We start from the raw sequence: 12,298 nt of genomic DNA, 5'->3' as shown, positions 1-12,298 counted from the left end.
CTTACGCTCCTTGCACAGTGGCAGTGGCGACTTTGCCGGCGCGGCGACGCGACAGCATGCCGATGGCGCCCAGGCCGGCCAGCATCAGCATGTAGGTCGACGGTTCCGGCACCGCACTGACATTGATATTGTCGAGCGCAAACTGGCCCTGGTTAAAAGCGGGGAAATCGAGGGAATTGCTGCACGCGCCAGTGTCATTGAAAATGCAGGCATTGAAGGTCAGGCCCGTGAAGGCGTAATTGCTGAAGCCGCCCAGCAGGGAAGCGCTCTGGAAATAGTAATTGCCATCGCTGCCCTGGCCGGGAAACGCCAGCGAGGTGCTGACCACCTGGCCATTGCTGAGGGTGCCACTCAGCTGCAACTCACCCCACTGCATATTGGGCAAGCCGGACACAGGGGCGATGAAGGAATAGTCGAAGCCGGCCAGGGTGAATGCCTGGTGGTCGGCACGGGAAAAGTTCACACCGCCATCGTTGAGGATGGCCAGGTAATTGCCGGTGGCGCCCTGCGGGCAGGCGGCGATATCGCATGACGAGCCCACGCGGCCATCGAGGATGGCGCCCACGCCGCTGACGCCGCCGCCGGCCGCCGTGGTCGGGTCGGCCAGGAACAGCAGGTTGTAGCTCGACGTATTGAGCGTCTGCCCGCTTTCATAGATATCGGGAGGCAAGGAGTCGAAGCTCAGGACACCGGCCATGGCCGGCGCCGAGGCCAGCACGGACAAGGCGGCCAGCGCGGCAAGGACGGTGGAGCGACCGCGGGTAGCGGGCGCATTGACGGTGGCGGGCGATACCCGCGCATGTGATAAACGATTCATTCTATTCCCTTGATTGTTGTGGATAGATAGGTCGGCAGGTCTGATGCCCGCTTTCAGCTTTTTCACAAAAGTGTCAACAAATATAGCAAATCGCATAAAACAAATAACATATTTTTAATATCATTTATTTATTTTTTATCTAACTCAGCGAAACTTTGTTTTGTTTTATCTATGGAAATTTGAGGAATTTCAGCGTTACATTGAAACAACAATTGATGGCAGGCCACGCGTGCGCAGCAGCGCGCGGACAGAACTTCGGATAAGCTCGAAAACCGCGCCTCAGCGCACGGTCAGCGCAAGCGTCACATCGCGGTACACCTGTTCCATCCTGGAACACCAACGCCCTGCCAGAGGCACCCTTGCCTCGCCTGCGCCGATGGCATGAAACTTGCGCAACAAGGCAATCGACTGTGCTCAGGGAACCCCATCATGGAACACGAGCAACTGGCCGGCAGCGGCCGCACAAGCACGCGCGCGGCCTGGCGCGTCATCGCTTGCGGCGCCCTGGCGCTGGCTTTTTTCCTGCTGGCCGCCAGGCTGGACCTGGCTGAACGGCTGACGCACGCGCTCTGGCGCCAGGAACACTGGCAGCTCGATGAGCTGGTCCTGAGCCTGCTGCTGCTGGTATTGGCCCTGGCCGGCTTTGCCGTGCGGCGCGGGCGCCAGGTGGCGCTGCTGCTGGCGCAGAACCGGATGCTGACGCAGCGCCTGCTGCGCGCACAGGAAGAGGAGCGCTGCGCGCTGGCGCGCGAGCTGCACGATGAAGTGGGACAAGACTGCACGGCCATCCGCGCCGCCGCCAGCTACATCCTGCGTGCGCGCGAGGGCGACCAGGCGAACGTGCAGGCGTGCGCCGCCAGCATCGCCCGCTCTGCGGAAGCGCTGCATGCGATGGTGGGCAGCATGTTGCGCCGGCTGCGTCCGCCCGTGCTAGACAGCCTGGGATTGGCGCCGGCCCTGCAGGCGCTGTGCGACAGCTGGGCCCAGCAACACGGCATCGCTTGCCATTTCGCGCCGCACGCCCTCCCCGCCGACCTCGACGACAGCACCGCCACCGCTCTCTACCGCCTGGTGCAGGAAGGCTTGACGAACGTGGCGCGCCACGCGGGCGCCGACCAGGCCACGGTGGAATTGCGCGCCGATGCACACGGCTTGCTGCACCTGGCCATCGAAGACAATGGCCGGGGTTTGCGCCAGGACAGGCAGCAGGCGTCCGGCTTCGGCATGCTGGGCATGCGCGAGCGCGTGGCCGGCCTGCGCGGCCATATCCGCTGGGTCAGCGCGCTGGGCAAGGGCTTGCGCATCGAAGTGGCCCTGGCGGCACGGTGCACGGCATGAGTGGGATGAGCGGCAGCATGCTGCCCATCCGCGTGATGCTGGTGGACGACCACCCGGTAGTGCGGGCGGGCTACCGGCGCCTGCTGGAACAGACTGGCGACATCGCCGTCGTGGCCGAGGCCGGCAATGGTGAAACGGCCTATGCCTTGCATCTGGAGCAGGCGCCCGACGTCTGCGTGACGGATTTGTCCATGCCCGGCATCGGCGGCCTGGAATTGCTGCGCAAGCTGCTGGCCCGTGACGCCAGCGTCCGCGTGCTGGTGTTTACCATGCACGACACGCCACAGCTGATCGCTCGGGCCCTCGATGGCGGCGCCTGCGGCTTCGTCAGCAAGCAAGCCGACCCGGAGCATCTGGTCGCCGCCGTGCGCGCCGCCCACGCAGGCCGGCGCTACCTGGACCCGCACAGCGCACCGGACGTGCTGCAGGGCGCGGCCCGCCTGGAAGCGCAGCGCTTGAGCAGCCTGAGCCAGCGCGAATTTGAAATCTTCCGCCTGCTGGCCGAAGGCCGCAGCGCCGCCGACTGCGCCCGCCTGCTGCACGTGAGCAGCAAGACGGTGGCCAACCACCAGACTTGCATCAAGGAAAAGCTCGACGTGCCCGGCCCCGCCGCTTTGGTCCACCTGGCCTTACGTAACGGGGTCATCGAACACGTTCAGCCGAATGCCTGACCGAACCTACTGCGCGGCGCGCTTTGCGGCCTGCGATGCTCACCGTACTAGAGTACGGTTGCGCTTCTTAGCCACAAATCCCATCCGCTCGCTACGGTTTTGCCAGGCATCTTGAGTGTCAAGAAAACCTAATTAAATACATAGCGCAAGCCCGCATTCACGCTGCGCGGCGCGCCGGCCGCATAAAACGTCGCGTTGACCATCGGATACGCACCGCCCACGGCGGGCAGTGGCCGGGCGGCAAAATTGCCGTTGGCATCGAAACCCGTCGCACCCAGCTGGGCCGCCGTCGCATACTGGCGGTCGAACAGATTATTCACCTGGGCGAACACGCTCAGCTGCGGTGTCAGCTGATATTTGCCATTCAGTTCGACCACGGCGTAGCCGGCGCTCTTGCCGGAACCCAGGTACGCTGGGCCGCCCGCCTGGTGCTGGTTGTTTTCATTGCCGCGCGCATAGGCGCTGGAGACGGCGATCATGGCCAGGCCCACCGTCCAGTCGCGTCCGCCCTGGAGATCCACGTGCGCCTTGAAAATGTGGCTCGGTGTCAGGGGAATCCGCTTGCCCGGGCTAATGACGATATTGCCTTCCAGGCCGGGCGCATCCGCATCGCTGCTGCTGTTGGCGCTGCCGTTGACCACTTCCCGGCTTTGATACGTCGCCTGCAGCCACGTGTAGTTGATGCCGAAGTCCAGCGCGCCCGTCTTGCCGTCCGCCGCCAGCTCCACGCCCTGGTGGCGCGTCTTGCCGAAATTCTTGAAGTAGCCGAAACCAGCCTGCCGGTTGGCCACGAACAGGATATCGTCGTGGTTTTCCGCGCGAAACAGGCCTGCGCTCCAGCGGGCCACGTCGGCAAGCTTGCCGCGCAGGCCAGCCTCCCACGTCTTCGTCACCACCTGCTTCAATGGCGGGTCGCCGGCCATGGCGTTGGGCAGGCGGCACGGGTTTTCCGGATCGGCGCAACCGAGTTCGATGGCCGTCGGCGTGCGGCTGCCTTCGTTGTAGCCCAGGTAGGCGCCGATGCCGACGGCTGGCGCGTAGGCCAGGCCGATGGCGGGATTGAAGCGGCTGAAGCGGTGGTCGCCATCCAGCGAACCACTGCCGCCGCCGGGCGTGATGGCGTCGCGGTTGCGCACCGTGTTGCGGTTGTAGCGGCCGGAAACGCTCAAGGTCAGGTTTTGATTGAACGCAATGCTGTCGCTCGCATACACGCTCCAGGTACGCATGCGCCCGCTCAAGTCGACCCGATTATCGACGGGCGTGCCGTCGTCGTCAATTTCCGTGCCATCGGCAAAGAAGTTCACGGGTGTGATGCTGCGGTCCGGGGTCAGGTAGCCGAACTGACTGGTCTGGCGGAAGGTGGCATGACTGGCATCGAAGGCCGCGCCGGCCGTGACGGCATGGCGTGCTCCCGCCAGGTCGGCCAGCGCGGTGAACTGGCCTGAAAACCCATAGTTTTCCTGTTCTGTATGGCTGCGGTTGATCATGCCGTTGCATTTTTCGGCTGGCTCATCGTTCAACAACACATTGCCGATACAGCGCCACTTCGGGAAAGGCGTATTGGACGCATTCGCCGCGCTGGCGGGAAAGCCCGTGTAGCCGGCCGCCGCCAGGGCCGCGCGCTCGGCCGCACCGGGCTGGTAGACGGACTGGTCAAGCGACTCGTCGTTCAGGTCGCCATTCAAGGTGTGCGTGTCGATCTTGCGGTAGTACACATTGCCCGACAACAACAAGGCCGCGCCGGCCTGGTGCTTGCCCGTCAGATTGAGCAGGGTCGACTTGTTTTCGGTCAAGTCCGGCTTGGTGTAGACACTGCGGTAATCGCGCGCCAGCATACGCTGTTCCTGCAAGCCGTTGCCCGTCAGCGCATTGTCCGCGTGGGCCACGGTGACGGCGATATCGGTGCGCGCATCGCTCCAGCCCAGCTTGCCAAATACCTGGCGCACGTCGGACGGCGAAGCGTCGCGCCAGCCCTCTTCCTTAAAACGGTTGCCCGTCACATACCAGTGCCAGCCTTGTGCATTGCTGCCGCCATGCTCGACCTCGACGGCGCGCCGCTGGTGCGAACCCAGGCGCGCCTCGATGGCCGTACCGGGGTCGCTACGCCCATCCTTGGTTTGCAGGGCCAGCGCGCCGCCCAGCGTGTTGAGGCCGAACAGGGGGTTCGAGCCGGGCATCAGGGTCAGCGAGGCGATCGCCATGCGCGGGATCAAGTCCCAGCTGACGACGTCGCCAAACGGCTGGTTCAGCCGCATGCCGTCCAGGTACACGGACAGGCCTTGCGGCGTACCCAGCAGGGGCGAAGCCGTATAGCCGCGATAGCTGACGTCGGGCTGGAAGGGGTTGTTCTGCACTTCGTTCACAACCACGCTGCCCAGGTTGCGGCGCAAAAAAGCCGAGATATCGAGCGCGCCGCTGGCGGCGATCTGTTGCGCGCTGGCCGTCTGCACGGGTGCGGCCAGCGCATCGCGCGACTGCTCCACGGTGGGCAGCGGCATGCTGCCCGTGATGATGACGGTGGGCAAGTCGCCCGAGGCGGCCGGCTCGGCGGCCTGCGCCTGGCACAGCGCCATGGCGGCGACGGCGAATAAAGTCAGTTTCATGCGTATCCCCGTTTTTATAGTGGTTTTTATTGCGTCCAGTATCGGACAGCCACCATGGATGAACTAGGGAAAAACTCCCGCCCTGCATGCAATTAACGCTGCAAGGGTAAATAACTCTGTTTGAGCTGGCGCAAGACAAAGCTCGATTTGCTGTGGCGGATACCGGGAATTTTATATAAACGCTCGCGCAGCAGGCGCTCATAGTCGCGCGTGTCGCTAACCGCAATGCGCAGGTAGTAATCGTAGTCGCCGGAAACGAGAAACGCTTCCAGCACTTCCGGGATCATGGCCAAGGCGTGGCCAAATTCAAACAGGGCCTGGTCGGAATGGTCGTCCAGCGTGACTTGCACGATGACGGTGTCGGCCAGTCCCACCTTGGCCGCGTTGACGTTCACCGTGTAACCCTCGATGACGCCATCGTCTTCCATGCGCTTGATGCGCGCCCAGCACGGCGACGAGGTCAGGCCCACCTTGGCGCTCAGCTCGTGCAAGCTGATGCGGGCATCCTGCTGCAGGGCCGTCAGGATGGCGAGGTCGAATTTATCCAGCTTCATTCTGTCATATCCTTATTTCACAGCAAATTTTGCTCAAATATGCATTCTATACGAGAAAACCAGCAGCCTTTTCTGCCATGGGGAGCAGAAAATAGAGCCATGAAACCTGACCCCGCCCCCCTCCTCGCTCCCGCCCACGCTCTCGCGCCACGCAATGGCGCCAGCGTCCTCATCGACACCCTGCTGGCGCTCGGCGTCGACACCGTCTTCGGCTATCCGGGCGGCGCCGTGCTGCCCCTGTACGACGCGCTACACGCCCAGCCCCGTTTGCGCCACGTACTGGTGCGCCACGAACAGGCGGCCGTGCACGCGGCCGAAGGCTATGCGCGCAGCACGGGCCGGCCCGGTGTGGTGTTCGTCACGTCCGGCCCCGGCATGAGCAATACCACCACGGGCTTGCTCGACGCCCTGTGCGATTCGATTCCCCTCATCTGCATCAGCGGCCAGGTGGCCACTACCAGCATCGGCACCAGCGCCTTCCAGGAATGCGACGCGCTGGGCATTTCGCGCTCCGTCACCAAGTGGAACCGGCAAATCCGTACGGCAGATGAAACGGCTGGCGTCGTGCACGAAGCCTACGCGCAGGCCACGCAGGGGCGGCCCGGACCCGTGCTGGTTGATTTCCCCAAGGATTTGCAGTTGGCGCCGGTCAAGGAAACGGCGACGCGTGCCCCCGGCACGCCGACAGTTGCTCCCCTGCCAGAGTTCACCGACCTGGAACGGGCCGCCAGCCTGATCGCCGGCGCGCGCCAACCCGTGTTCTATGGCGGCGGCGGCCTCATCAATTCCGGCCCGGAAGCCTGCGCCGCCTTCGGCCAATTGGTGAAGCTGGCCGCCGCGCCGTGCACCCTGACCTTATTGGGCCTGGGTGCCTTTCCCGCCTCGCACCCGGCCTTCCTCGGCATGCTGGGCATGCACGGCACGCTGGAAGCGAACCTGGCCATGCACCACGCTGACCTGATCGTTTGCGTCGGCGCCCGCTTCGACGACCGCGTGACGGGCCGCCTGGACGCCTTCTGTCCCGGCGCGAAGATCATCCACATCGATATCGACCCGGCCTCCATTGGCAAAGTGGTGCGCGCCGACGTGGCCCTGCGCGGCGATTGCGCGCCCGTGCTGACTGCCTTGCTGGCGCAGCTGCGCGGACGCTTGCTGGCGGACCGCCAGCCGTGGTGGCAGCGCATCGATGGCTGGCGCGCGCAAGACAGCCTGGCATTCGACGACACGCCCGACGTCATCGCGCCGCAGGCGCTGATGCGCAGGCTGCAGGTGGCGCTGGAGGGACAGGACGCCATCGTCTCCACCGACGTGGGCCAGCACCAGATGTGGGCGGCGCAGCATTTGCGCTTCGAACTGCCGCGCCGCTGGCTGACCTCGGGCGGTGCCGGCACCATGGGTTACGGCTTGCCGGCCGCCATAGGCGCGCAGATCGCCCATCCCGGCAAGCGCGTCGTGTGCGTCAGCGGCGACGCCTCGATCCTGATGAATATCCAGGAACTGGCGACCGCCGTGCAGCACCGCCTGCCCGTCAAGGTGGTACTGTCGAACAATGGCGCCATGGGCATGGTGCGCCAGTGGCAGGAACTCATCCATGGCGGGCGCTACAGCCACAGCTACATGGAAGCGCTGCCCGATTTCGTCGCCCTGGCGCGCGCGTTTGGCTGGCAGGCGCAGACGGTGAGCCGGCGCGAGGAACTCGATGCGGCGCTGGCGGCCTGCCTGGCATCAAGCGGCCCGTATTTTCTCGACGTGCGCGTGCATGGCGCAGAAAACTGCTTCCCCATGATGGCGCCCGGCGCGGGGCATCATGAAGTCACGTTGACGAAAGACGTCGTCTATACCGAGTAAAACCCCCCGTTTAACTCCACACTCGATAAACCCAGTAACTTTCATCATCGCGGCTGGCGCGCGCCAGTTCGGTGGGGCTCAAGCCCGTGATGGCGCGCACCTCGCGGCACAGGTGGGCCTGGTCGGCGTAACCGCCCTGGGCGGCGATATCGCTCCATGCGGCATTGCCTTGCAGCATGGCCTCGCGCGCATCGAGAAACGACTGTTCCGCGCGGCGCATGCGGCGCAGGGTGCGCATGGGCTGGCCGGCCCAGGCCTTGATGCGGCGCTCGATATTGCGCACGCCACTGGCCAAGCCCGTCGATGCTGCCTGCACGCCCAGGCGGCGCACCCAGTCCTGTATGGCGCCGGCCGGATGGTCGCCGCTTTTGCGCGCCACCGCCCAGCGCGGCGCCAGGAACGCTTCCACCAGCGCGATGCGCGCCGCGTCGTCGGGTGCGGCCAGCACGGCGTCCGACAGCGCCAGCCAGTCGGCGTCGAACAGGGGTTCGAGCGGGCGCACCTGGTCGAACAGGGCTCCCATGTCGATGCCCGTCAGCGCATGCAGGGCGGCCGGATACAGCATCACCATGAAGGAGTGCACGGGGCCGGGATTGTAGCTGACCAGCGGATAGCCGCGCGGGGCGCTGAACAGGGCGGGCGGCATACGCACATGCAGCAAGTCGGGGCCGGGCGCCGCCGCCTCGACCTCGCCAGCGACGGTCCACAGCAGGCAACACATGGGCGTGGCAGGAAAACGGTTCAGGCGCTGCGCCGGCGGCAATAAGGCACAGCCGGTGGTGTCGCGCACGAGGAAGGCGCGCACGCAGGAAGCGAGCGCGGCGCGCGGCGCGATCAAGCGGGTCAGGGGCGTAGGGGCGGCAGGCATGGCGACGATTGTACCGGCAATTTCTGGCGGCGCGCGATGTCGTATTCGTTCAAGACGCGCCAACGCAAGCGCGCTACAGTCATGCCATCGTTCCCACTGAAACAGGAGCTTGCCATGCCGCCACTCGACCACGCCGCCGCGCCCGCCACTACCCCCATCCTGCGCCAGATCCGGCAGTTGCCGGGGCCTTTCGCCCTGCCCATCATCGGCAACGCGCTGCAAGTGAGACTGCCGCGTATCCACCGCGACGTGGAAGGCTGGGTGCGGCGCTACGGTCCCTACGTGCGCGCCTGGTTCGGCCGCACCCTGGTGCTGGTGCTGGCCGACAGCGAAGCCGTGGCAGCCGTGCTGCGCGACCGGCCGGACGGCTTCCGGCGTCCGCTGTCGAGCTATATCGTGTCCGAGGAAATGGGGGGCAACCCCGGCCTGTTCCTGGCCGAGGGCACGCAGTGGCGCAACCAGCGCCGCATGGTCATGGCCGGCATGGCGCCGGGCGCCATCAAGGCCTACTTCCCTGCTCTGGTGACGGTGGCAAAGCGCCTGCAGCGGCGCTGGCATCTTGCGGCCACGCAAGGCCAGGCGATAGCCCTCGATGGCGACCTGAAGCGCTACACGGTCGACATCATCGCCGGCCTGGCCTTCGGCACCGCAGTCAATACGCTGGAATCGGGCGAGGATGTGATCCAGCGCCACCTGGATTCGATCCTGCCTGCCGTGGCGCGGCGCAGCCTGTCGATGCTGCCGTACTGGCGCTACTTCAAACTGCCCGTGGACCGGCGCCTGGACCGCGACGTGGCGGCGCTGGATGTGGCCGTGGCCGACCTGGTACAGCAGGCGCGAACGCGCATGGCGCGCGACCCGGCGCGCCGCGAGCGTCCGCCCAACCTGCTCGAAGCCATGATCGCCGCCGCCGACCTGGAAGGCAGTGGCGTGGACGACCGCGCCGTGGCCGGCAATGTGCTGACCATGCTGCTGGCGGGCGAAGACACGACGGCCAACACGGTGTCCTGGATGATTTACCTGCTGCAACGCCATCCGCACTGCCTGGCGAAGGCGCGCGAGGAAGTGCGGCGCCTGGCACCCGACGTCGCCCACTTCACGATCGAGCAGATGGAGTGCCTCGACTACCTGGGCGCCTGCGCCAGCGAAGCCATGCGGTTGAAACCGGTGGCGCCCTACATCCCGCTCGAAGCGCTGCGCGACACGGTGGTCGGCGACGTGGCCGTGCCCGCCGGCAGCATGCTGTGGTGCGTGATGCGCCACGACAGCGTATCCGATGCGCACTTTCCCGACGCGCAGGCGTTCCAGCCCGAACGCTGGCTGGCCGAAGGCGGCGAGGCGAACAACAAGCGCGCCGCCATGCCCTTCGGCGCCGGCGTGCGCACGTGCCCCGGACGCTACCTGGCCTTGCTGGAAATCAAGATCGCCATGGCCATGCTGCTGGGCAGCTTCGACATCGCCGGCGTCGATACGCCGGAAGGCGGCGAGGCACAGGAACTGATGGGTTTTGTCATGTCGCCCATCGGCCTGTCGATGCGCCTGGCGCGGCCGCAGTGATACCATGGGGATATTTCATACCCTTGAATTTCCCCATGACAATCCGCCTGGAATCGCCGCAGCAAGCCGACGTGCAAGCCCTGATCGCCGAGCTCGATGCGTATCAACAAACCCTGTATCCGGCCGAGTGCGTCTATTCGCTGGACCTGGCATCGTTACCGCCGGAGAGCCTGCTGTTTGCCGTCGCCCGCGATGCGGCAGGCACGGCGCGCGCCTGCGGCGCCATCGTCGTCACGCCCGATTTCGGCGAAGTCAAGCGCATGTACGTGCACCCGGACAGCCGCGGCCTGGGCCTGGCAAAACGCCTGCTGGCGTTGCTGGAAGAACAGGCGCTGGCGCGCGGCTGCCGCTTGCTGACCCTGGAGACTGGCATCCACCAGCCGGCAGCCATCGCCCTGTACGCGCGTCACGGCTACCAGCGGCGCGGACCGTATGGCGACTATCCCGACGATCCATTCAGTGTCTTCATGGAAAAACCGCTGCAGGTGGCAGCATGAACGCACCCGCCGACAGCTTGCTCGACATCCGCGCGCGCCTGCGCGCCTTTGCCAACGAGCGCGACTGGGACCAGTTCCACACGCCGAAAAACCTGGCCATGGCCCTGTCCGTGGAAGTGGCGGAACTGGTGGAACACTACCAGTGGCTGGCCACGGGCGCGGACGCCGAGCTGGACGAAGCGAAGCGCACGGGCATCCGCCACGAACTGGCCGACGTGCTGATGTATCTGGTGCGCCTGGCCGACAAGAGCGGCGTTGATCTGCATGCAGCCGTGCTGGAGAAAATGGAAATGAATGCGCAAAAATACCCGGCGCAGCAGGTGCGCGGCGACGCGCGCAAATATAGCGAATACTGATACGCCCATCCGTGCGTGGCTGCCGCGTAAAAAGGCGTAGCATCAAGCCATGCGTATCCATCTTTCACTGCTGCTCGCTGGCTTGTTCCAAGGTTCACTGTACTGCGCTGTTGCAGTGGCGCAAACCGCGCCCGTGCCGCAAGTCAAAGTGGGCGCCACGCGCGACCCCGTTGATAAATCCTACCGCAAGATGCTGCAGGGCGTGGACCGCTTCGAGCGCGACCATGCGCTGGCGCCGCAGGCAGTGCTGCGCTTTCGTTTGCTGCCGCGCCAGCCCGGCGTGGACATGAGCGGCGTGCAGCTGCGCATCGCCGGCGACACCGTCAGCATCCCACTGCCCTTGGCCGAGGACAACAGCTTTGCGCCCGTGCGCCATGCGCAGGCCGCGCGCGAGGACGCCGTGCTGATCGCCAACCGCAAGGCGACCACCATGAGCTGGCGCGCGCAAGTCATCACGCCTGGCTTGCCGCCCGGCACGCGGCGCCTGGGCGACTTGCGCCTGGAGTGCCGCGCCGGCATGGATTCGGGGCTGATTTCAAATGACCCGCAAATCATCGCCTGGCTGTCCAGCATGCTCTACAACACGGACAAAGTGTGTTCCGAGCCGGACGGCAATTATTTATTTTTCACGGACCGCCCCCTGTTCGGCGTGACACTCGTGCGTGGCGAACGCAGGGTGGCGCTACCGTTCACCATGCTGTACGCGGGCGGCGAGCAAACCCCCGCTTCGCTGCCCTATTGCGATTGCCAGGTCTTGCTTGACCGCACGTATTACGCGCCACTGTGGGATAGCAGCTGGCCCGACGATACCCTGCTGGCATTTACTTACATGGACGAGGTGGCGCCATGAAGCCGCTCTCGCTGATCGTGCTGATGATGCTGGCCGCCTGTTCCGGCACGCGCGCCTTGCAGGCAAGCAAAAACGTACCGTACGCCACCCTGGAACAAACGGTGCAGCCGGGCAGCAGCACGCGCGAGCAAGTGCGCGCCGCGCTGGGAGACAGCACTGCCATCCGCTTCGACAGCGGCAATGAAGTGTGGATGTATACCTATCCGGCCGCGGCAGGCGCGCAGGGCGAATATGTCATTTTGTTCGGCGGGGATGGCGTGGTGAAGAAGGTGCGCAGCGGGGAAGTGTACCGGGTGCAGAAGTAAATCCCGCCAAGCTTACGCTGGCGGGATCCTTGTC

12 protein-coding genes are annotated in these 12,298 nt (G+C 65.3%); 8 read left to right on the top strand and 4 right to left on the bottom strand.

Annotated elements, in window-relative coordinates:
- Position 1 precedes the first annotated feature (1 nt).
- Positions 2–817: an NF038120 family PEP-CTERM protein gene (locus K0F85_RS18430; protein WP_219117406.1), complete on the bottom strand. Its 816-nt coding sequence runs from the start codon at positions 815–817 to the stop codon at positions 2–4.
- Positions 818–1,246: 429 nt separating this feature from the next.
- On the opposite strand from K0F85_RS18430, the gene K0F85_RS18425 reads away from it, so the two are divergent.
- Together K0F85_RS18425 and K0F85_RS18420 are read left to right on the top strand one after the other, a co-directional pair.
- The gene (locus K0F85_RS18425) at positions 1,247–2,155 is read left to right on the top strand and encodes an ATP-binding protein (RefSeq protein WP_219117405.1); all 909 of its coding nucleotides are present in this window, start codon (positions 1,247–1,249) and stop codon (positions 2,153–2,155) included.
- A gap of 5 nt (positions 2,156–2,160) precedes the next feature.
- Positions 2,161–2,826 (top strand): response regulator transcription factor, encoded by a 666-nt coding sequence (locus K0F85_RS18420; protein ID WP_257572864.1) that lies wholly within the window; start codon positions 2,161–2,163, stop codon positions 2,824–2,826.
- A 128-nt stretch (positions 2,827–2,954) separates the two neighbouring features.
- Here K0F85_RS18420 and K0F85_RS18415 read toward each other — a convergent pair whose 3' ends face one another.
- Both K0F85_RS18415 and K0F85_RS18410 read right to left on the bottom strand, forming a co-directional pair.
- On the bottom strand, positions 2,955–5,429 hold the full coding sequence (locus tag K0F85_RS18415) for a TonB-dependent receptor (RefSeq protein ID WP_257572863.1): 2,475 nt from the start codon (positions 5,427–5,429) through the stop codon (positions 2,955–2,957).
- Between the two features lie 92 nt (positions 5,430–5,521).
- Positions 5,522–5,983, bottom strand: a complete 462-nt coding sequence (locus K0F85_RS18410; RefSeq protein WP_034784295.1) for an Lrp/AsnC family transcriptional regulator — start codon at positions 5,981–5,983, stop codon at positions 5,522–5,524.
- Positions 5,984–6,082: 99 nt separating this feature from the next.
- On the opposite strand from K0F85_RS18410, the gene ilvB reads away from it, so the two are divergent.
- Complete coding sequence (ilvB, locus tag K0F85_RS18405) at positions 6,083–7,831, top strand: biosynthetic-type acetolactate synthase large subunit (protein ID WP_219117404.1); 1,749 nt, start codon at positions 6,083–6,085, stop codon at positions 7,829–7,831.
- Positions 7,832–7,841: 10 nt separating this feature from the next.
- Here the strand turns inward: ilvB and K0F85_RS18400 are convergent, their stop codons facing one another.
- Complete coding sequence (locus K0F85_RS18400) at positions 7,842–8,699, bottom strand: AraC family transcriptional regulator (RefSeq protein ID WP_257572862.1); 858 nt, start codon at positions 8,697–8,699, stop codon at positions 7,842–7,844.
- 114 nt (positions 8,700–8,813) lie between these two features.
- On the opposite strand from K0F85_RS18400, the gene K0F85_RS18395 reads away from it, so the two are divergent.
- The 5 genes from K0F85_RS18395 to bamE are packed head-to-tail and all read left to right on the top strand — an operon-like array spanning position 8,814 to position 12,264.
- Entirely contained in the window at positions 8,814–10,256 is a 1,443-nt protein-coding gene (locus tag K0F85_RS18395; protein WP_257572861.1) for a cytochrome P450, read from the top strand.
- Between the two features lie 35 nt (positions 10,257–10,291).
- The gene (locus tag K0F85_RS18390; RefSeq protein WP_219117402.1) at positions 10,292–10,753 is read left to right on the top strand and encodes a GNAT family N-acetyltransferase; all 462 of its coding nucleotides are present in this window, start codon (positions 10,292–10,294) and stop codon (positions 10,751–10,753) included.
- A complete protein-coding gene (locus K0F85_RS18385) occupies positions 10,750–11,109 on the top strand; it encodes a nucleotide pyrophosphohydrolase (RefSeq protein ID WP_219117401.1) in 360 nt (119 codons plus the stop codon). Before K0F85_RS18390 ends, K0F85_RS18385 begins: the two co-directional genes overlap by 4 nt.
- Before the next feature lie 49 nt (positions 11,110–11,158).
- A complete protein-coding gene (locus K0F85_RS18380; protein ID WP_219117400.1) occupies positions 11,159–11,959 on the top strand; it encodes a hypothetical protein in 801 nt (266 codons plus the stop codon).
- Positions 11,956–12,264: an outer membrane protein assembly factor BamE gene (gene bamE / locus K0F85_RS18375; protein ID WP_219117399.1), complete on the top strand. Its 309-nt coding sequence runs from the start codon at positions 11,956–11,958 to the stop codon at positions 12,262–12,264. Before K0F85_RS18380 ends, bamE begins: the two co-directional genes overlap by 4 nt.
- Positions 12,265–12,298 lie beyond the last annotated feature (34 nt).

Origin of the sequence: Janthinobacterium sp. UMAB-56 (genome assembly GCF_900095265.1) — a bacterium.
GTDB lineage: Bacteria > Pseudomonadota > Gammaproteobacteria > Burkholderiales > Burkholderiaceae_D > Janthinobacterium.
Note: the sequence above shows the minus strand (reverse complement) of the source record. Positions and strands in the feature narration are given on the sequence as shown.